Below are 19,271 nucleotides of genomic sequence, written 5' to 3' on the forward strand. Positions count from 1 at the left end.
AAAGGAGAGACATGCCCCAGGCACCGCGCACCATGGTGATCTCCCTGCAGAAGGCCGGCACCCACCTCATGCAGGGGCTGATGGTCAAGCTCGGCTACAAGATGACCGGCGTACCCCGGCCCGCCCCCGACAACGTACCCGAGTTCGACGACGCCCAGCTGCTGGAGATCGCCTCCGTCACCCGCTCCCGCGCGGAATACGAGGAACTGCTCACCCTCGAATCCGAGCAGCTGCGCAAGGCGACCCAGGACGACTTCGCGGCCCTCGGCTGGCACTGGCAGCGCCGGCTCGGCCAGCGGGTGGTCAACCGGTACGGGCAGACCCGGCTGGACTTCGCCGAGGGGGTCATCAGCAACGAGCACATCTCGTACTCGAAGTTCGCCGACACCCCGCGCGGACTGTGCTGGATCTTCCATGAGCTGGACATCGACAAGGTCGACGGCACCTTCCTGAGCGAGTGGGTGGCCACCGACGCCCCGCCGCTGGTGTTCAACTACCGCGACCCGCGGGACACCGTGGTCTCGATGATCAACTTCCTGGAGGGCCGCACTGCTGCGGGCTACGGGAACTTCTACGAGTTCGACATCTTCCACACGATCCTCAAGTCGCTGCCCACCTGGGAAGAGAAGATCGACTACGCCCTCCGGGACCCCTCCTTCCTGGGCCGCGACCAGTTCGAGCGGTCGATGTGGCTGCTGCGCCACCCCGATGTGTGCAAGGTGCGCTTCGAGGACCTTGTCGGCCCGAACGGTGGTGGTTCCCGGGAGAGCCAGGTCGAGACCCTGAACCGGCTGCTCACCCACGTCGGCTCGGCGGAGGACCCGGAGGAGATCGCCGACAAGATCTACAACCAGGCTTCCTGGAGCTTCTTCAAGGGCCGCTCCGGTGCCTGGCGGGAGCACTTCACCGAGAACAACATCGCCCGGTTCAACGAACAGTTCGGCGATCTTCTCGAACAGTACGGGTACGAGTGATGAACGACGACGCCGCCATGGCTCCCGCCCTCCACCGCCCCACCCCACGTCCCCGCGCCTTCGTGCTGCTCGGCGGACTGAAGGTGATACTCCGCAACTGGCGCTACCTGACCGGGCTGGAGGAGCGGGGGATCGTCCCGCTCGTCCTCACCTCGGAGCAATGGCGCGAGGAGTGCCTGCGGCAGATGGCCTCCGGGGAGCGCCCCGGCTCGCTCATCGCCGACGCCGGGTTCGTCCCGGGCACGGTCGGGGTGGAGGGTGGCTTCACCGGCGGCGTCGTCGCGCAGGTCATGGCGTGGCGCGAACGCTACGACATCGTCGGCGTGTTCGCGGCCGGGGAAATGCTCGTCGAGCAGACCGGCATCGTCGCCGACCTGCTCGGCCTGCCCTCGCCCGGTCTGCGCGCCACCCGGGTCTGCCGCGACAAGCACCTCCAGCGCGCCTACCTGGCCGAGTGGAGCCCGCGGGCGCTGGCCGTCCCGCCGGGTGGGCGGGACGACGTGCCGTATGGCGAGATCGCCTTCCCGGTGGTGCTCAAACCGACGGGTAGGCGGGAGAGTTCAGGCGTCCAGGTCGTCGGGGACCGGGACCGGCTGCGGGCGCTGCTGCGTTCCACGGAGTACTCACCGGGCGAGACCCTGCTGATCGAGGACCAGGTCAGGGGGCAGGAGTACTCGGTCGAGTCACTGGTACAGGACGGAAAGATCGTCTTCGAGTCGGTGACGCACAAGCGCACCAATGAGGAGGCGGGCGACCACTTCGTGGAGCTGGGCCACACCGTCCCGGCGCCCCCGACCGCCGGCAGCGAGCGGCTGCTGGCGGCCAACCAGTCCGTGGTCGAGCGCCTCGCGGTGGAGAACGGCATCGTTCACACCGAGTTGCGGCTGGCCGACGACGGCCGCCCGGTACTGATGGAGGTGGCGGTACGCACTCCCGGCGACGGGCTGCTGCCGCTCTACCACCTGGCCACCGGACGCCCCATGGAACCGGACATCCTGCGGATCGCCCTCGGCGAACCGGTGACCCGGCCCGAACCGGCCCGGTACGCCCGCCAGGTCTACCTGGAGACGCCGCACGGGATCCTCCGCGATGTCACCGTGCATCCCGCGCTGGGCGTCGAGCCTGTGTGGGCCGCGAACGGCCAGCCCTGGCCGGACCTGGCTCCAGGCCGTCCCGGGGACCCGGCGGCGCTGCGGGCGGTGATCGTTCTCAAGCGCCCCGGAACGCGTGTCGGCCCGCTCACCGAATCCGGGGACCGGGTGGTGACCTTCCTCATCGACGCCCCCACGTCAGCCGAACTGGACCGACTGGAAGCTGAAGTCCGTGCTTCCATCGAGGTTCTGACCACCCCACACGAGAAGGGCACAGATACAGATGTGGATCGTTGAACTCTCCTTCACCCAGGCCCCCGAGCGGCTCGCCGCGCGTCCCGCGCACCGCGAGAAGTTGACGGCGCTGCACGAGAAGGGCCTCCTCCGGATGGCCGGCCCGCTCGCCGACGACTCCGGGGCACTGCTCGTCTTCGACGTGCCGGACCGGGCCGCACTCGACGCACTGATCGCCGAGGACCCGTACTTCGCGACCGAGGGTGTGCGGGTCGAGTCGCTGCGGGAGTGGCAGCCCTTCATCCGCTGACCGATACCGAAGACCTAGGGAGAGGGGACCGCGATGGGTCAGAGCCCGCAGGCCCCGGCCGGGGCGGACGGACCCCGGGCAAACGGGCCGGAGGCGGACGGCCCGGCGGTGGACGCGCCGCGCCCGCTGATGCGGATGAGCATCTTCCGGCGCCTGTGGGCCGGTGACGCCGTATCCCGGCTCGGGTATCAGATCGCGCTCTTCCTGTTCCCGCTGCTGGCCGTGGTGGAACTGCACAGCAGCGGAGCCGAGGCCGGCCTGGTCTCCGCCTCGCAGTTCGTGCCGGTGGTGGTCCTCTCCATCGTCGCTGGGGTCTTCGCCGACCGCGCACCCACCCGCACGCTCATCGTGGTGTGCACGGTGGTGCGCGGAGCGGCACTCGCGCTGCTCGGCGTCGGTTACGCGTTGTTCGGGCTCAGCCTGTGGATGCTGCTCACGATCGCCTTCGTGGTCGGCTCGGCCACCGTCTTCTACGACATCGGCTACCAGTCGGCCGTGCCCAAACTGCTCCGTCCCAAGGAACTGGCCGAGGGCAACGGCATCCTGCAGGCCAGCAACTCCGCGACCCAGATGGCCGGGCCGGCGCTCGCCGGCGTCTTCGTGCAGCTGGCCGGTCTGCCGTTCGCGGTGACCGTGACGTGCGCTCTGTTCGCGGGGGCCGGCCTCGCCTTCTGGTCGCTGCGGATCACCGAGGACGAGGGGGCCGCGTCAGCCCGCCCCGGGGGCCGGGCCCTGCTCGACGGACTCCGGTTCACCTGGACATGCCGGCCCATCCGGAACCTGTGCGTCCAGTCCGGCCTGTTCAACCTCCACGAACAGGCCTTCCTCACCGCCTTCATGGTCTACGGGGTACGGCAGGCGGGGTTGTCGGCCGGGGCCGTCGGCTTGATCATCGGGGTGGCCAGCATCGGCGCGCTGGCCGGTTCGGTGGGCACGGGCCGGCTCGCCGCCCGTCTGCACGCAGGACGCGCGCTCACCACCGGGTTGCTGATCGCCTCCGGTTCCCTGCTGCTGGGCCCGCTGCTCGCCGTCGCCGGAGCGCTGCCGCCGGTCGCCGCATACGGGCTGGCCTTCCTCTGCAACGGGCTCGCCCTGGGCGCGTACAACGTCTATGTCATGAGCCTGCGGCAGACCATCCCGCCCCGCGAGTACCTGGGCTCGGTGACCGCGAGCTACCGGCTCGTCGCCCTCGGGCCCAACCCGCTGGGCGCGCTGGTCGGCGGGGCCCTCGCCGATGCCCTCACCCCGGAGAAGGCGCTGCTGCTGATCGGCGCCTCGCTGACGCTGTCCGCACTGCCACTGCTGATCTCGCCGGTCAAGAGGGTGCGCCGGGTCGAGGACGCGGGTGAGGACCTGCGGGCCTTCGTACCCGCCGGGCCGCGGCCGGTATCGGCGGAAGAACGGGAAGGGTGACCAGTGGACACGTATCTTGAGGACGGCGCGGCGGCCCTCACAGCCGCGCAGTGGGAATCGCTCCACGGCACCGGCCGCGCCGACCGCAGCCAGGGCTACGCCCGGTTCCGCGAGCACATGGAACCCGGCACTCCACTGCTGCTCACGGCAGCGGACGCCGCCGGACGCTGTGCCGCCTTGCACGGCACGCTGACCACCCCTGCCTCCGGACTGTTCAGCCACCCCTGGAAGCTGCTCACCGCCGAGCAGATGCTCCGCCCCGAGGAGAACGGCGGGGAGCAGGCCCGGGCGGACCACGCGGAACTGCTGCGCGCCGTCGTCGGAACCGGATCCGGTGCCGGGGGCGGGAGCGGGGAAGGCGGCGGTGCCGGCGAACGGCCGGACGCGGCCGCACTCACCGCCGTGCTCGGCGAGGCGATCGTCTTCCGGGGCTTCGACTCGACCGAGGCCGGACTGCGCACCGGCCTCGACGGCGCGACCCGCCACCAGGCACTGCTCGCGTTGCTGGAGGGCGCCCGGGACGCCGTGCGCGCCGGAACCGCCGGCGCGGTCTGCCTGCCCTTCGTACGCGAGGACGATGAGCCGCTGCGTACCGCACTCGGCGAGCTCGGCTTCCGGTCGGCCGTCCTGACGGCGGTCTCGGACTTCGACCTCACCGGGGTCTCCTCGTATGAGGAGTACGTCGCCGCGCTCCCCAGCCGACGGCGCCGTACCTACCGCAAGGAAGAGCAGGCCATGGCCGACTCCGCGCTGCGGATCGACACCTGGCCGCTGGCCGGGCACGTGGCGCAGGTCGCCGCGCTGGAGGCGCGCAATGTCGCCAAGTACGGAGGCCGGCCGGACCCGGAGGTTCTGATCGCGGCCCGCTCCGCCATGGCGGAGCTGCTCGGCCACCAGGTGCGGGTCGCGGTCGCGGTCCGCCCCGACGGCGGCCCGGCCGCGGGTGAGCCGGCGGCCTGCGGCATCCATATGGCCGATGACCACAGCTACTGCATCCTCATGTACGGGGCGGACGACACCGTCGCCGACGGCGGACCGGCCTACCCCTGCCTGACCTTCTACGAGCCGCTGCGCTACGCGGCGGACCACGGGCTGGCCACCGTACGCCTGGGCTTCGAGGCATTCAGCGCCAAGTTGCGGCGCGGCGCCCGGCTCTCGCGGCGCGAAACATGGATCTGGACACCCGACGGCGACCGGCTCGCCGCGCTGCACCGGGTGATGGAGTTCCTGGCCGCCCGCACCGCGACGCATTTCGAACATCTCATCGGTCACGCTGCCTGACCAGAAAGAGGTTGACCCGATCATGGTGGTACGTCAGGGGCCGTGCGACTGCGGTGTGACGGTCTGGCTGACCGGCCTGCCGAGCGCAGGAAAGTCGACGATCGCGGAGGTGCTGGCCGAGCGGTTGCGCGGCGAGGGGCGCCGGGTGGAGGTACTGGACGGCGACGCGGTCCGGGAAACCTTCTCGGAGGGACTCAGCTTCTCCCGCACCGACCGCGATACGCACGTGCGGCGGGTCGGCCTGGTGGCCGAGGTGCTGGCACGCAATGGCGTGATCGTCCTGGTTCCGGTCATCGCGCCGTACGCGGACAGCCGCGCTGCCGTCCGCGAGCGGCACGCCAAGAGTGGTACGGCCTTCTTGGAAGTGCACGTGGCCACCCCGGTCGCGACCTGCTCGCAGCGGGACGTCAAGGGCCTGTACGCCCAGCAGGCCGCGGGGACGCTCTCCGGGCTGACCGGCGTCGACGACCCCTACGAGGTCCCGGAATCCCCGGAGTTGAGAATCCCGGCGCACACGCAGTCGATCGCGGAGTCGGCCTCGATGCTGATGGACCTGCTGGCCAAGAAGAGTTTCGTCCGATGACGGCCGCGATACGGACGACGGTCCCCCGCGTGAGCCACCTGGACGCACTCGAATCGGAGGCCGTGCACATCTTCCGCGAGGTGGCGGGTGAGTTCGAGAAGCCGGTGATCCTCTTCTCCGGTGGCAAGGACTCCATCGTGATGCTCCATCTGGCGTTGAAGGCGTTCGCGCCGGCGCCGGTGCCGTTCGCGCTGCTGCACGTGGACACCGGGCACAACTTCCCCGAGGTCATCGACTACCGCGACCGCACTGTCGAGAAGCACAGCCTGCGCCTGCACGTGGCCTCGGTGCAGGAGTACATCGACGCGGGAAAGCTGCGTGAACGCCCCGACGGCACCCGCAACCCGCTGCAGACGGTCCCGCTGACCGAGGCGGTCCAGAAGCACGGGTTCGATGCCGTGTTCGGCGGTGGCCGCCGGGACGAGGAGAAGGCCCGCTCCAAGGAGCGAGTGTTCTCCCTGCGGGACGAGTTCTCCCAATGGGACCCGCGTCGCCAGCGCCCGGAGCTGTGGCAGCTCTACAACGGCCGGCACGCTCCCGGCGAGCACGTCCGCGTCTTTCCGCTGTCGAACTGGACCGAACTGGACGTGTGGCAGTACGTCGCCCGCGAGGGCATCGAACTCCCGGAGATCTACTTCGCACACAAGCGCGAGGTGTTCCAGCGCAACGGGATGTGGCTGGCGGCCGGCGCATGGGGCGGCCCGAAGGAGGGCGAGACCCTGGTGACCCGCCTGGTCCGCTACCGCACGGTCGGTGACATGTCCTGCACCGGCGCCATCGACTCCGAGGCCGTCACGCTGGACGCGGTGATCGCCGAGATCGCCGTCTCCCGGCTCACCGAGCGGGGCTCGACCCGCGCCGACGACAAGCTGTCCGAGGCCGCGATGGAAGACCGCAAGCGCGAGGGGTACTTCTAGTCATGACCGTCACCACCGAGCAGCTCGGCGCGACCACGCTGCTGCGCTTCGCGACCGCCGGTTCCGTCGACGACGGCAAGTCCACCCTCGTCGGCCGCCTCCTGCACGACTCCAAGTCGGTCCTGGAGGACCAGCTGGAAGCTGTCGAAGCCGTCTCCCTGGCCCGCGGCCAGGAGGCACCCGACCTCGCGCTCCTCACCGACGGCCTGCGGGCCGAGCGGGAGCAGGGCATCACCATCGATGTCGCCTACCGCTACTTCGCCACCGCCCGGCGCCGGTTCATCCTCGCCGACACCCCCGGGCACGTGCAGTACACCCGCAACATGGTGACCGGCGCCTCCACCGCCGACCTCGCCGTGGTCCTGGTCGACGCCCGCAACGGGGTGACCGAGCAGACCCGCCGCCACGCCGCGGTCGCCGCCCTGCTGCGCGTCCCGCACGTGGTGCTGGCCGTGAACAAGATGGACCTGGTCGGCTACCAGGAGGCGGTGTTCGCGAAGATCGCGCAGGAGTTCACCGCCTACGCCGCCAAGCTGGGGGCCCCGGAGATCACCGCGATCCCGATCTCGGCGCTGGCCGGCGCCAATGTGGTCGAGCCGTCGGCGGACATGCCCTGGTACGGCGGCCCGACCGTGCTCGGGCACTTGGAGACCGTCCCGGACAGCCAGGATCTCACCTCGTGCCCGGCGCGCCTGCCTGTGCAGTACGTGATCCGCCCGCAGACCCCGGAGCACCCCGACTACCGCGGCTACGCGGGCCAGATCGCCTCCGGTGTGCTGCGCGTCGGCGAGCCGGTCACCGTCCTGCCCTCGGGCCGGACCTCGGTGATCGCGGGCATCGACGCGCTCGGTGAGTCCGTGGACGTCGCCTGGGCACCCCAGTCGGTGACGGTCCGCCTGGCGGACGACCTCGACATCTCCCGCGGCGACCTGATCGCACCCACCGCCGGTGCCCCGGCCACCACCCGGGAGATCGAGGCCACCGTCTGCCATGTCGCAGACCAGCCGCTGACCGTCGGGGCCCGGGTCCTGATCAAGCACACCACCCGGACGGTCAAGGCGATCGTCAAGGACATCCCGTCCCGGCTCACCCTTGACGACCTTTCCCCACACCCCGACCCGGGACAGCTCGTCGCCAACGACATCGGCCGTGTCCTCGTCCGCACCGCCGAACCCCTGGCCATCGACGCCTACGCCGACTCCCGCCGCACCGGGTCCTTCCTCCTCATCGACCCGGCCGACGGCACCACCCTCGCCGCAGGCATGGCGGGCACGGACGCCACGGGGGGCGAGCATGCGCACACCTGACGCCAAGGACATCCGGGCGGTCACCGCCGTCCTGGCGACTGTGGTGCTCCTGTCCCTGGCGGGGTGTGGCTACGGTTCGCGCGCCAAGGAGCGCGAAGCGCACCGGCCGCTCGTCGTGGCCGGCTCTGGCAAGCCCCTTTCCGCGCCCACCGTGCGGATCGGCTACTTCGCCAACCTCACCCACGCCACCGCGGTACTGGGCGTCCGGGAGGGCCTGTTCGCAGGCGAGCTGGGCGGTACAAGGATCAGGACGCAGCTCTTCAACGCGGGCCCTTCGGAGATCGAGGCACTCAATGCCGAGGCCGTCGACATCGGTTTCATCGGCCCCTCGCCCGCCGTCAACGGCTACACGAAGTCGCACGGCAAGGCGCTGCGGATCATCTCCGGTGCGGCCTCCGGCGGGGTCTTCCTGGTCGTCCACCCCGAAAAGGTCGAGCGGGCGGGCGGCGGGCTCGCGGGCAAGCGGATCGCCAGTCCCCAGGTCGGCAACACACAGGACGTGGCGCTGCTCTCCTACCTGAAGGAGCAAGGCTTCACCGTCGACCCGCGGAGCGGACGGGGCGAGGTGAGCGTCGTGCGGGCGGACGGCAAGGAGATTCCCCGGCTCTTCGAGCAGGGCTCCGTCGACGGCGCGTGGGTGCCCGAGCCGACGGCATCGCTGCTGGTCGCCAAGGGCGGCAAACGGCTCCTGGAGGAGCGGAAGCTCTGGCCGGACGGCGCATTCGCCACCACGAACGTGATCGTCTCGCAGCGGTTCCTCGCCGCACACCCGGATGTGGTCGAGGCGGTGCTGCGCGGCGTGATCCGGACGAACGAATGGATCGGCGCCCACCCGCAGGACGCGGCCACCCGGCTCAACGGCGCGCTGGCGGAACTCACCGGCAAACCGCTGCCCACGGAGGTGCTCGACGCCGCGTTCCGGGGCGTGCGGTTCGTCCACGATCCGCTGCCGGCCACCCTGCGGGCGCAGGCGGAGCACGCGGAGGCGGCCGGACTGCTGAGCGACGGCGACCTGCGCGGAATCTACGACCTGCGGCCGCTCAACCGGGCCTTGCGGGCAGTGGGCCGGCCCGAGGTCGACGAGGGTGCGGCAGAGCTGGGAGTCGGCCGATGAGCAGTGTGCTCACGGAAGCCGCCGTACGGATCGAGCACCTGACCATGTCCTTCCCGGCCGGCACCGGCCGACAGGTGGTCCTCAACGACATCAGCCTGTCTGTCGCCCCGGGGGAATTCGTCACCGTCCTCGGTGCCTCGGGCTGCGGCAAATCCACTCTGCTCAACCTGGTCGCCGGGTTGGACCGGCCGACCGCCGGAAGCATCGAGATACCCGGCGAACGGCCTGCGCTGATGTTCCAGGAACACGCCCTCTTCCCCTGGCTGACGGCCGGGCAGAACATCGAACTGGCCCTGAAACTGCGCGGAATGGCCAAGGGCGAACGGCGGGCCGAAGCCGAGCGGTTGCTGGAGCTGGTCCGACTCGGTGGCGCGTACGGAAAGCGCGTGCACGAGCTGTCCGGCGGCATGCGCCAGCGCGTGGCCCTCGCCCGGGCGCTGGCCCAGGACAGCCGGCTGCTTCTGATGGACGAACCCTTCGCGGCCCTGGACGCCATCACCCGCGATGTGCTGCACGACGAGCTGACCCGGGTGTGGGCCGCGCAAGGCCGGCTCTCCGTCCTGTTCGTCACGCACAACGTGCGCGAGGCGGTGCGCCTGGCCCAGCGGGTCGTCCTGCTGTCCTCCCGGCCCGGCCGGATCGCCCGCGAGTGGACCGTGGACATCCCGCAGCCGCGCCGTATCGAGGACGCGGACGTCGCCGAGCTGTCCCAGGAGATCACCCAACAGCTCCGGAAGGAGATCAGCCGCCATGGCAGGCACTGACACCAAGGCTGCCGAGACGGGTGATCTCGCCGCGCTGGAGGCGGGCCTGGACGCCCTGGAGCGACCTGCCGGCCCGCCCCGGCGGGGGGCCGGCCCTGCCCGCGCGCTGCTCTCCGCCGTGCTGCCGCCGCTGCTGGCGGTCGGTCTGCTGCTCGGCGCCTGGCAGCTGATCTGCATGGCAGAGGTCAAGCCCCGCTACCTGCTGCCGGGGCCGCTGGACGTCTGGCGCGCGCTGGTCGACCAGTGGTACGAGGGCACCATCCTCGGGGTGATCTGGGAGAGCGTCTCGCGCGGCGCGCTGGGCTTCGCCGTGGCCACCCTGGTCGCGACCCCACTCGGGTTGCTGGTCGGCCGGGTCACGCCGGTGCGGATGGCGGTGGGGCCGATCCTGTCCGGGCTGCAGTCACTGCCGTCGGTGGCCTGGGTGCCCGCCGCCGTGGTCTGGTTCGGGCTGACCGACGCCACGATCTACGCCGTCGTCCTGCTGGGCGCCGTACCGTCCATCGCCAACGGGCTGATCTCCGGCATGGACCACGTGCCGCCGATCTACCTGCGGGCCGGGCGGACCATGGGGGCCACCGGGCTGGCGGGGGTGCGGCACGTGCTGCTCCCGGCTGCCATCCCGGGCTACCTGGCCGGACTGAAGCAGGGCTGGGCCTTCTCCTGGCGTTCCCTGATGGCCGCGGAGCTGATCGCCAGCTCCCCGGATCTGGGCATGGGCCTGGGGCAGCTCCTGGAGAACGCCCGGGTCAACCAGGACATGTCACTGGTGCTGGCGTCGATCCTGCTGGTCCTGGTCGTCGGGGTCGGCATCGAACTGCTGGTGTTCGCGCCGCTGCAGCGCCGGGTTCTGCGCGGCCGAGGTCTGATGGACGGCAAGTGAACCGACGTACGGGAGGCACACGATGACGAGGGACGCGATGACGAACGACCGAACGGCGGACGACGCGGGGACGCGCGCCGCGATGACGGACGACGAGCTGTGCGCGGACCTCGCGCGGCGGGCCGGGCACGTGCTGCTGGAGCTGCGGGAGCGCACCGGCTTCTCGGATCCGGCTGCCCTGCGCACGGCCGGGGACCGTGCCTCTCAGGAGTTCCTGGCCGCCGAACTCGCCGCTCACCGGCCCGACGACGCAGTGCTCTCGGAGGAGGCGGCGGACACCGCCGACCGGCTCGGCGCCTCCCGCGTCTGGATCGTCGACCCGCTCGACGGCACCCGGGAGTACGCCGAGGAGGGCCGGGACGACTGGGCCGTCCACGTCGCCCTTTGGCAGGACGGCCGACTGGCTGCGGGAGCCGTGGCACTGCCCGCCCGGGACCGGACTCTGGCCACCCGGCCCGCGCTCGCGCTGCCCGTACCGTCCGACACGGCTGCCGCCGCGCCGCTGCGGATCGCGGTCAGCCGGACCCGGCCGCCGGCCTCGGTGGCGAAGCTGGCCGCGGCCCTGGGCGCGGAGATGGTCCCGATGGGCTCGGCCGGGGTGAAGATCTCGGCTGTGGTGCTCGGCACGGTTGACGCCTACGTGCACGGCGGCGGCCAGTACGAGTGGGACTCGGCGGCCCCGGTGGCGGTGGCCCTGGCCGCGGGCGCCCACGCCTCCCGGCTGGACGGCTCCCCGCTGGTCTACAACCGCCGTGACCCCCGGCTGCCCGACCTGCTGGTGTGCCGTCCGGGCGTGGCGGACACTCTGCTGCGGGAGATCGCCCTGCTGGACTGGTGAGGGCGCTGTCACGTGGCGCCGGAGCCGTAGGGGGTCAGGAATCGAAGCGGCGGCGTGCTTCTTCGATATGATCGAGATGCCGGTGGGTCCAGCCGCACATCGCGTCGACCGTGGCGCGCAGGCCACGGCCCGGTTCGGTGAGGGTGTACTCGACCTTCGGCGGCACGGTGGGGTGCACCTTGCGGACGACCAGGCCGTTGCGCTCCAGCATGCGCAGATTCTGGGTGAGCATCTTGTGGCTGACGCCCTCCACTTCGTCGCGCAGTTCGCTGAAGCGCAGAGTGCGTTCGCCGAGTGCCTCGATGATCAGGAGCGCCCATTTGTTGGCGACGTCGGAGAAGATCTCCCGGGCCAGGGAGTCCGCGCGCCTCAGGTCCGCGTCCTCGGGAAGGCCCTTGAGCAGCTGCTTGGTCACCATCAGGTTCCTCGGTCACGGGGAAGTGCGTTCTTCCGGGTCGGCCGCCACTCTCCTACGGTTCTCAAGTCACCACAAGAGATTGTGTCGGAAAGGGGACACGGTGACCTCCATCGACCCCTTTCACCACGACGTACCGGCCGAGCGGGACTTCGGCTACGCGCAGGCGGTCAAGTCCGGCGAGCTGATCCACGTATCGGGGCAGCTTTCGCCGGACGGGGCGGGCGAGTTCCGGTACGCGGACGACTCCACCGCTCAGGCCCAGCAGACCTACGCCAACATGGACAAAGTTCTGGACCACTACGGCGTCACCGAACCCGCCCTCCCCGGCCAGGTCATCGAGATCGGCTTCATCGTCGACACGCCGGCTTCAGCGCGGCCGCGTGGTGGTCACCAAGCGCCGGGCGAGCGCGTTCTCGGGAACCGCTCAGCGCCGGCCGCGCGCTGGAGAGCTCAGGTCACTGGCCGCCAACCTGGTACTGGCCGACCTCCAGGAAATACCGCAGTGCTTCCGGCGTGTCCTCGTCGAGGACCTTGCCGACAGCCTTTCGGAGAGCTTCGCTGATGTTGGGCCTGGTCAGGATTCTGGAGATGGCCACGCGGTCGTCATCGGCCTGGGCAAGGCGGTAGCCGGTTTCGAGGAACGCCCGCAGCTCTTCGGGCGTGCCGTTGTCGAGGAGCCGGTAGATCTCCTTTTTGACTCCGCGACCGGTGTCCTTGCGGGCGAGAATGGTGGAGATGGCGACGGTGTCGTCCTCGGCCTGGGCGAGGCGGTAGCCGGTCTTCAAGAAAGCGCGCAGGTCGTCGGGGGTGCCGTCGAGAGCCTTGTTGGCTTCCCGGGTGACACCCTTGCCGACGTTCTTGCCGCCCAGGATGCGCAGGACGGCAACGCGGAGGTCGTCATCCGGCATTTCGTCGACCGGCTTCTCCGATGCGGCGGTCGCGTGCGGGGCCGTGACGGGTGCCGGTGCGGCCGTCGGGGTGGTGGCGAACGCCGGGGTGGCGAGGAGAAGGGCCGGGGTCAGGACGGTGGCCGCGACGATCAGGGCAGCGCGGGTCGGTCTCATGAGTGTCTCGCCTCCGTGGGTGAACTGCCGATGACAAGGTCGTCCCAATGGTGAGCCCTGGTGTCCTTGCCTGAAGTCGGCAAGCTCGGGCGGTTGTTGGTGGCGCCGGATACCTGGTGACGAGGGGCTGGTCAAATCGAGCAGCCTGGAGCCCTGACCGCGCCCGGGCCGGTCGCGGTGATCACCTCACCGCGGGCCGCCCGAAGTCGTGCCGCTGAGTGACTTGAGCCAGCCATCCACGGTCGGGACGTCCGCCCACTGCGGAAACAGCCGCTCGACCAGGACCTGGTGCAGCTCGGGGTCGGTGTCCAGGCAAGCGTCGGAGAGGACGGTCAGGCCGAAGTCCAGGTCGTTGGCCTGGCAGAGGGTGGACAGTACGACAGCGCTGGTGGCGATGCCGGTGAGGACGAGGCTGTCGATGCCGCGTGCCCGGAGCACCACGTCGAGATCGCTGCCCGAGAACGCGCTCGCCCGGCGCTTGGTGACCACCACGTCGCCCGGCCGGGGCGCGACCTCGGGGTGGATCTCGGTGCCCGGGGCGCCCTCGACGAAGAGGCCGGCCTGGGCGATGGCGGCGAGCGGCTTGTTGCGCGTGCCGACTTCCGGGAAGCCGGGGCGTAGCGCGATGACCACGTAGATCACGGGGATGTCCGCCGCCCGGGCGCCGTCGATCGCCCGGCGCAGGCGTGGCAGGTAGTCGGAGTCGGAGCCGTTGTCGACGATGTCCACGATGGCCCGCTGGACGTCCATCACGAGAAGGGCGCTGCTCATCTCGCCTCCGGGCAGGCTCGGTCTGTAGGTGAATGTGCCGAGATGAATGGTACGGACAGCTCAGTCGGAGAACGCGTCGGCCTTGATGCTGGTGATGAATTCCGCGAAGGAGCGGGTCGAGAAGGTGAGTATGGGGCCGCTCGGGGCTTTGCTGTCCCGGATGGGGATGGCGCCGGATGCTATCGCCGATGCGGGAGACCACTCCAGGCAGTTGCCTCCGTCTTGGCTGCTGTAGCTGGACTTGGCCCAGGAAGGGCTCAGGGGCTGGGTCACGTTGTCTCCATAAGCTGTCGGATCATCTGGGCGGGCGCGTCACGCGTGCCCGGAGCACCACGTCGAGATCGCTCCCCGAGAACGCGCTCGCCCGCCGCTTGGTGACCACCACGTCACCCGGCCGGGACGCGGCCTCGGGGTGGGTCTCGGTGCCCGGGGCGCCCTCGATCGCCCGGCGCAGGCGTGGCAGATAGCCGGAGCCGTCGTCGGCGATGTCCACGATGGCCCGTTGGACGTCCATCACGAGAAGGGCGCTGCTCATGGCTCAGCCGGAGAACGCGTCGGTCTTGACGCCCGCGATGAATTCCGCGAAGGAGGGGGAGGAGAAGGTGAGGACGGGGCCCTCAGGGTCCTTGCTGTCGCGGACCGGAACGATGCCCGTCACCTCGGCAGTCGAGGGTGACCACTCCACGCAGTTGCCGCCCTCCGCGCTTGTGTAGCTCGACTTGACCCACCGAGTGGGAGCGATCTTCACGTCAGCTTCTCCATCTGCTCGGCGATCAGACATGCACTCTCCCGTGCGGACAATGCGTCGCCGGTCAGTTCATCGTAGGTCCGCAACGCTGTTCGAACATAGTCCGGATCGTCCACGATGCCAGCGGTTCGAAAGTTCTCCACGCAGACGGAAACGGTGTGATTGGGGGCGGTGATGAGTGTCACCGGCCAGTCGCTGAACAGATGGCCGGGGGCGTCCAAGGGGAGGACCTGTACGCGAACGGTGGGTCGTGATCCGGCGTCCAGCAGAGCCTTCAACTGTCGTCGCATGACGTCCGGAGGGCAGAAGCGGCGGTACAGGACGGACTCGCACAGCACTAGGCGGACGTCCGGTGGCGTGTCCCCATCGAACACGACCTTCCTCGCCAGCCGGTCGTTCACGAACGTCGAGGTCTCTTTCGCGCTGGCTCGCGGGAAGCCGCCTTTGAACAGGCAGCGTGCGTAGTCGGCAGTGTGGAACAGCCCGGGGATGAGGGTGGGAGACCACTCCCGGATGGCCACGGCGGCGCGCTCCATGGCCATGCGCCGCCGGTAGAGCGTGGGATAGGACGAAGCCACTGCGTCCTCGTAGAGGCGCTTGAACTTCCCGTCCGTACCGAACACCTCGTCCAACAGCGGCGCGATGTCCGGTGGGATCGAACCATGGCACGTCTCCACGCGGGAGATCGTGCTTCTGGAGGTGCGGACCAGCCTGGCCAGGTCTTCCTGCGTCAGCGCTTTCGGATCGTGCAGTTCTCGGGCGCTGCGGCATTCTTCGGCGAACTCCCGGCGTGGGTCTTCCGGGCTGTCGGTTTCTTCGTCCACGATTCCCCCGACTCAAGGTCTGGTCATGGCTCTCGGCCGGGCCGTTTCCCGTGGTCAACGGCGCGTGCATATGCCGCGTCACTCAACACTCAGATCGAGCGCCCGAACGGGGCCAAGGCTACTGAGCGTTGCGCCATCCTGTAACCAGTCGGACGCGCTGAGTAAATGTGCGATTCCGGAACAGGCGAAAGGTCTCCCATGGACATCAGTGAAAAGGTCGGCGTGACCGACAAAAGGCGGGTCGCGGACCCGGTGCCGGTGCCGGGCTGCGACGTGTGCGCGTCCGCGTACGGCGACCGGGAGCCCGCTCGGGCCGATGGGCGCTCGCTCACCGTGCGGAGCTGCAACGGTGTCATCGCCGGGCACCCTCACGGACGAGGAGGCCGGGCATGACGATCTCGCCCCGGACGTACGAGGGCAGCATGGAGTGCGCGGGATGCGCGGAGTTGGCGCGCACCTTGGTGGCTGCTCTGAAAGCTGGCGACCAGTCCAAGGCCACGGACTGCCAAGTCCTGATTCGCCGACACCCCGATCACACGGAAGTACTCGGCAGTCACCTCCCGCACGGCCACGGCGGCGACAAGCTCCCCGGCGAGCCCTACCCCGGGCCGCACCCGCCGCCCACCCCCGACGGTGGTCCCGGCGTGCCCAACCCGCCGAAGGGCGCGTGAACATGACGTACGTACGGCAGGTGGGCCCCGGTTGTGCCGCGCTGGGGCGTGCACTCGTGGCGGGTGGGGTGATGTCCGGGGACTGGGCGGGGGCGTTCGCGGACGTACCCCGGTCGGCATTCCTGCCTGATCTCATGTGGCCGTGGGACATGGCGGCCGGGTGCAGCGTGCCCGTATCGCGTACGGATGATCCGCAGCGGTGGCAGGAATTCGCCGATTCCGACTGCCCGATCGTTACGCAGTGGGACGACGGCAATCACCTCGGCACCGAGCCGGGGGCGGTCTCCACCAGTTCCGCGTCCATGCCGTCGGTGGTGTTCCGGATGCTCCGGGACCTGGACGTACGGGCCGGTGACCGGGTGCTGGAGGTCGGTACGGCGACGGGGTGGAACGCTGCGCTCCTGGCCCACCGGGCCGGGGCCGGCCGAGTGATCTCGATGGAGGTGGACGAGGCGGTGGCGGGCCGGGCTCGTACGGTCCTGGAACGGTTCGGCAGTTCGGCCCGGGTCGTGCACGGGGATGGATTCGGAGGGTATCCGGAAGGCGCTCCGTACGACCGGATCATCGGGACGTGTGGGCTGCGGCGCTTTCCGTGGGGCTGGGTGGAGCAGTGCCGCCCCGGGGGAATTGTGGTCGCGCCCTGGGGAACGCATTTCAGTAACGCCGATGGCGTGGCCCGGTTGGTGGTCGCGGATGACGGGCTGAGCGCTTCGGGGCGTTTCACCGGGCCTGTGGAGTTCATGAAGCTGCGGGCGCAGCGGCTTCCGCCGGTGGTGCACGGTGAGTACGTGCGGGAAAGCGTGAAAGAGGGGTGGGAGTCTTCTACGGGGGTTACCGAGGCGGAATTCCTGGGCGAGCGGTTCGGGGCACAGCGGTTCGCGGTGGGGGTACGGGTGCCGGACTGTCTTTGCGTGGAGGCGGAGAAACGCGAGGGCGCCCGGCCGGTGTGGTTGTACGGGCTGCGGGACCGGTCCTGGGCTTGTGTGCTGTTCCGGGACGGGGACGACGCGCGGGTCTGGCAGTACGGGGCGCGTCGGCTCTGGGACGAGGCGGAGGCCGCGTATCGGTGGTGGGTGGCGCACGGTCGGCCCGGTTACGAGCGGTTCGGGCTGACGGTCACGGCGGAGGGGGAACGGGTGTGGCTGGACGGGGCGGGGGATTTCTGGAAGGTGTGAGGTGGGTGTGCCCGGACCTTCGCGGCGGCCGGGGCCTGGTGCCGACCGCCGCGGTCGCGGGCTCAGGTCACTTGCCGTCCACCTCGTACTGGCCGACCTCCAGGAAGTGCCGCAGTGCCTCCGGCGTTCCGTCGGCGAGGGCCTTCTCGGCAGCCTTTCGGAGGGCCTTGCTGATGTTCGGCTTGGCCAGGATCTTGCCGATGGCTACGCGGTCGTCCTCGGCCCGGGCGAGGCGATAGCCGGTTTCGTGGAAGGCACGGAACTCTTCGGGCGAGCCATTGTTGTTGAGGAGCTTGTTGATTTCCTCTTTGACTCTGGGGCCGGTGTCCTTGCGGCCGAGGATGGTGAAGACGGCTACGCGATCGTCTTCGAATCGGGCCAGACGGTAACCGGTTTCGAGGAAGGCGCGCAGTTCTTCGGGTGTGCCGTCGCCGACAAGTTTGGAGATCGCTTCTTTGACTCCGCGGCCGGTGTCCTTGCGGCCGAGGATGGTGAAGAGGGCGACGCGGTCGTCCTCGGCCTGGGCGAGGCGGTAGCCGGTCTTCAAGAAGGCGCGCAGGTCATCGGGGGTGCCGTTGAGAGCCGCGTTGGCTTCTCGGGTGACCCCTACGCCAACGTCCTTGCCGCCCAGGATGCGCAGGACGGCGACCCGGAGGTCGTCGTCCGACATCTCATCGACCGGCGTCTCGGGTGCGACGGTCCCGTACGGGGCCGTCACGGGCGTCGGTGTGGCCGCCGGTGTGGCCGCCGGTGTGGTGGCGAACGCCGGGGTGGCGAGGAGAAGGGCCGGCGTCAGGGCGGTGGCCGCGACAATCAGGGCAGCACGGGTCGGCTTCATGGGTGTCTTGCCTCCGAAGGGGATCTGTCGATGACATGATCGTCTCCAGGGCGCGCCCCGATGTCATTGCCTGAAGTCGGCAATTTCGGGTGATCGACGGTGATGCCGGATACGTGGTGACGAGGGGTCCGTCAAGCGATGCGCGAGCCGCCCCTGTCGGCCTCGTCGTTCCCCTCGTCCCGCCCCCGGTGCCACGACTCCAGCTCCGCCCGCACCCTCCGGTCCATCGCCATGGAGAGTTCCGCGTCGACGATGCCCTTGGAGATGGGGCGGAGTTTTTCGACGGTCCGGGTTATGCGGGCGATCTCGGTGGGGTCCAGGGGGTCGCCGGCGGCGGCGCGGGTGAGGACGTCGGAGAGGACGTGGGTGCGGATCACCGAGATGAACAGGTCGGCCATGGCGTCGGCGTGGGCGCGTACCTCGCGGCCGGCTTCCAGGACGGCGGCCAGCGGGACGCCGTTGGCGACGAGTTCGGTGGAGGCGTCGAGGAGGCGGCGGCTGATGTGGACGAACTCGTCGCCGTCCACGGCCAGATAGCCGATGTCCAGGGAGGCGGAGAGGTTTTCCGGGGTGACGTCGTCCTTGAAGTGGTCGGCGAGTTCCTCGGGGGTGAGGCGTACGGGGGTTTCCTCGGACCAGGGGGCGACGAGGGTGCCCTCCAGGCCGAGCAGTTCGCCGACGTCGCGGCCGTTGTCGAAGGCGGAGAGCAGCTCGGCGATGCCGCCGAGGGTGTGGCCGCGGTCCAGCAGGCCCGCGATGGTGCGGAGCCGGGCCAGGTGGTGTTCGTTGTACCAGGCGATCCGGCCTTCGCGGCGCGGTGGCGGGATGAGCTTGCGTTCGCGGTAGAAGCGCAGGGTGCGGACGGTGATGCCAGCCGCCTTGGCGAGGTCGGCCATGCGGTATTCGTGGGGGCCGGGGCCGGGGGTGTCCGGCTCGGCGGGAGGTTCGGGATCGCCGTGCGTCTGCTTTGCCACGGGCTCAGCCTATGTTGCCCCACCCGGCCCCGGCCGAGGTGCAACCTGCGGTAACTTCCCGCCGCCTACCCCCTACCGC

General features: G+C 70.0%; 23 protein-coding genes and 1 pseudogene. 15 read left to right on the forward strand and 9 right to left on the reverse strand.

The annotated features are described in order from the left end of the window. Window positions 1-11 precede the first annotated feature (11 nt). Genes IH45_RS0112480 through IH45_RS0112535 form a run of 12 tightly spaced genes read left to right on the forward strand, consistent with a single transcriptional unit; the run spans window position 12 to window position 11,709 of the window. Window positions 12-974 carry a sulfotransferase family protein gene (locus IH45_RS0112480; RefSeq protein WP_030666100.1) on the forward strand — a complete coding sequence of 321 codons (963 nt, stop codon included), beginning with the start codon at window positions 12-14 and terminating at the stop codon, window positions 972-974. After that, window positions 974-2,362 (forward strand): ATP-grasp domain-containing protein, encoded by a 1,389-nt coding sequence (locus IH45_RS0112485; RefSeq protein WP_234440523.1) that lies wholly within the window; start codon window positions 974-976, stop codon window positions 2,360-2,362. The genes IH45_RS0112480 and IH45_RS0112485 overlap by 1 nt, the downstream gene beginning before the upstream one ends. Beyond that, on the forward strand, window positions 2,349-2,609 hold the full coding sequence (locus IH45_RS0112490) for a YciI family protein (protein WP_030666107.1): 261 nt from the start codon (window positions 2,349-2,351) through the stop codon (window positions 2,607-2,609). Before IH45_RS0112485 ends, IH45_RS0112490 begins: the two co-directional genes overlap by 14 nt. A gap of 33 nt (window positions 2,610-2,642) precedes the next feature. Continuing rightward, window positions 2,643-4,022, forward strand: a complete 1,380-nt coding sequence (locus IH45_RS0112495; RefSeq protein WP_030666109.1) for an MFS transporter — start codon at window positions 2,643-2,645, stop codon at window positions 4,020-4,022. Window positions 4,023-4,025: 3 nt separating this feature from the next. Next, a complete protein-coding gene (locus IH45_RS0112500; RefSeq protein ID WP_030666112.1) occupies window positions 4,026-5,303 on the forward strand; it encodes a GNAT family N-acetyltransferase in 1,278 nt (425 codons plus the stop codon). A gap of 22 nt (window positions 5,304-5,325) precedes the next feature. Beyond that, on the forward strand, window positions 5,326-5,886 hold the full coding sequence (gene cysC, locus IH45_RS0112505; protein ID WP_030666115.1) for an adenylyl-sulfate kinase: 561 nt from the start codon (window positions 5,326-5,328) through the stop codon (window positions 5,884-5,886). Beyond that, complete coding sequence (gene cysD, locus IH45_RS0112510; RefSeq protein WP_030666117.1) at window positions 5,883-6,803, forward strand: sulfate adenylyltransferase subunit CysD; 921 nt, start codon at window positions 5,883-5,885, stop codon at window positions 6,801-6,803. The genes cysC and cysD overlap by 4 nt, the downstream gene beginning before the upstream one ends. 2 nt (window positions 6,804-6,805) lie before the next feature. After that, window positions 6,806-8,110, forward strand: coding sequence for a sulfate adenylyltransferase subunit 1 (locus IH45_RS0112515; protein ID WP_030666120.1), 1,305 nt, complete (start codon window positions 6,806-6,808; stop codon window positions 8,108-8,110). Next, a complete protein-coding gene (locus IH45_RS0112520; RefSeq protein ID WP_030666123.1) occupies window positions 8,097-9,224 on the forward strand; it encodes an ABC transporter substrate-binding protein in 1,128 nt (375 codons plus the stop codon). Before IH45_RS0112515 ends, IH45_RS0112520 begins: the two co-directional genes overlap by 14 nt. Next, the gene (locus IH45_RS0112525) at window positions 9,221-9,988 is read left to right on the forward strand and encodes an ABC transporter ATP-binding protein (RefSeq protein WP_030666126.1); all 768 of its coding nucleotides are present in this window, start codon (window positions 9,221-9,223) and stop codon (window positions 9,986-9,988) included. The genes IH45_RS0112520 and IH45_RS0112525 overlap by 4 nt, the downstream gene beginning before the upstream one ends. Then, window positions 9,975-10,871, forward strand: a complete 897-nt coding sequence (locus tag IH45_RS0112530; protein ID WP_032917323.1) for an ABC transporter permease — start codon at window positions 9,975-9,977, stop codon at window positions 10,869-10,871. Before IH45_RS0112525 ends, IH45_RS0112530 begins: the two co-directional genes overlap by 14 nt. Before the next feature lie 37 nt (window positions 10,872-10,908). Then, window positions 10,909-11,709: a 3'(2'),5'-bisphosphate nucleotidase CysQ gene (locus IH45_RS0112535; protein ID WP_078897494.1), complete on the forward strand. Its 801-nt coding sequence runs from the start codon at window positions 10,909-10,911 to the stop codon at window positions 11,707-11,709. Window positions 11,710-11,743: 34 nt separating this feature from the next. On the opposite strand, the gene IH45_RS0112540 is transcribed toward IH45_RS0112535, so the two are convergent. Further along, entirely contained in the window at window positions 11,744-12,127 is a 384-nt protein-coding gene (locus IH45_RS0112540; RefSeq protein ID WP_030666133.1) for a winged helix-turn-helix transcriptional regulator, read from the reverse strand. On the opposite strand from IH45_RS0112540, the gene IH45_RS1000000150995 reads away from it, so the two are divergent. Beyond that, window positions 12,012-12,689, forward strand: coding sequence for a RidA family protein (locus IH45_RS1000000150995; protein ID WP_394298672.1), 678 nt, complete (start codon window positions 12,012-12,014; stop codon window positions 12,687-12,689). The two genes, IH45_RS0112540 and IH45_RS1000000150995, sit on opposite strands and share 116 nt — an antisense overlap. Here the strand turns inward: IH45_RS1000000150995 and IH45_RS0112545 are convergent. From IH45_RS0112545 to IH45_RS0112570, 6 genes and pseudogenes are all read right to left on the reverse strand, one after another. Further along, the gene (locus IH45_RS0112545; RefSeq protein ID WP_030666136.1) at window positions 12,583-13,191 is read right to left on the reverse strand and encodes an ALF repeat-containing protein; all 609 of its coding nucleotides are present in this window, start codon (window positions 13,189-13,191) and stop codon (window positions 12,583-12,585) included. The genes IH45_RS1000000150995 and IH45_RS0112545 overlap by 107 nt on opposite strands. A 186-nt stretch (window positions 13,192-13,377) precedes the next feature. Continuing rightward, window positions 13,378-13,962: a cysteine hydrolase family protein gene (locus tag IH45_RS0112550; protein WP_030666138.1), complete on the reverse strand. Its 585-nt coding sequence runs from the start codon at window positions 13,960-13,962 to the stop codon at window positions 13,378-13,380. A gap of 60 nt (window positions 13,963-14,022) precedes the next feature. Further along, complete coding sequence (locus tag IH45_RS1000000146450; protein ID WP_078897495.1) at window positions 14,023-14,235, reverse strand: DUF397 domain-containing protein; 213 nt, start codon at window positions 14,233-14,235, stop codon at window positions 14,023-14,025. Between the two features lie 43 nt (window positions 14,236-14,278). After that, a pseudogene (locus tag IH45_RS0112560) lies at window positions 14,279-14,497 on the reverse strand (isochorismatase family protein); the annotation flags it as partial. 3 nt (window positions 14,498-14,500) lie between these two features. Continuing rightward, window positions 14,501-14,710 carry a DUF397 domain-containing protein gene (locus tag IH45_RS0112565; RefSeq protein ID WP_030666145.1) on the reverse strand — a complete coding sequence of 70 codons (210 nt, stop codon included), beginning with the start codon at window positions 14,708-14,710 and terminating at the stop codon, window positions 14,501-14,503. After that, window positions 14,707-15,534, reverse strand: a complete 828-nt coding sequence (locus IH45_RS0112570) for a helix-turn-helix domain-containing protein (protein WP_030666147.1) — start codon at window positions 15,532-15,534, stop codon at window positions 14,707-14,709. Before IH45_RS0112570 ends, IH45_RS0112565 begins: the two co-directional genes overlap by 4 nt. 389 nt (window positions 15,535-15,923) lie before the next feature. Between IH45_RS0112570 and IH45_RS01000000143570 the strand changes: the two genes are divergently transcribed. Both IH45_RS01000000143570 and IH45_RS0112585 read left to right on the forward strand, forming a co-directional pair. Continuing rightward, window positions 15,924-16,205, forward strand: a complete 282-nt coding sequence (locus IH45_RS01000000143570) for a hypothetical protein (protein ID WP_032917324.1) — start codon at window positions 15,924-15,926, stop codon at window positions 16,203-16,205. Window positions 16,206-16,207: 2 nt separating this feature from the next. Continuing rightward, window positions 16,208-17,380 carry a methyltransferase domain-containing protein gene (locus tag IH45_RS0112585; protein WP_030666149.1) on the forward strand — a complete coding sequence of 391 codons (1,173 nt, stop codon included), beginning with the start codon at window positions 16,208-16,210 and terminating at the stop codon, window positions 17,378-17,380. Window positions 17,381-17,447: 67 nt separating this feature from the next. Here the strand turns inward: IH45_RS0112585 and IH45_RS0112590 are convergent, their stop codons facing one another. After that, window positions 17,448-18,218 carry an ALF repeat-containing protein gene (locus IH45_RS0112590; RefSeq protein WP_030666151.1) on the reverse strand — a complete coding sequence of 257 codons (771 nt, stop codon included), beginning with the start codon at window positions 18,216-18,218 and terminating at the stop codon, window positions 17,448-17,450. Window positions 18,219-18,349: 131 nt separating this feature from the next. Further along, window positions 18,350-19,114: a MerR family transcriptional regulator gene (locus tag IH45_RS0112595; RefSeq protein ID WP_030666154.1), complete on the reverse strand. Its 765-nt coding sequence runs from the start codon at window positions 19,112-19,114 to the stop codon at window positions 18,350-18,352. Window positions 19,115-19,271: the final 157 nt, after the last annotated feature.

Origin of the sequence: Streptomyces rimosus subsp. rimosus, from assembly GCF_000720725.1 — a bacterium.
Taxonomy (GTDB): Bacteria; Actinomycetota; Actinomycetes; order Streptomycetales; family Streptomycetaceae; genus Streptomyces; species Streptomyces rimosus_A.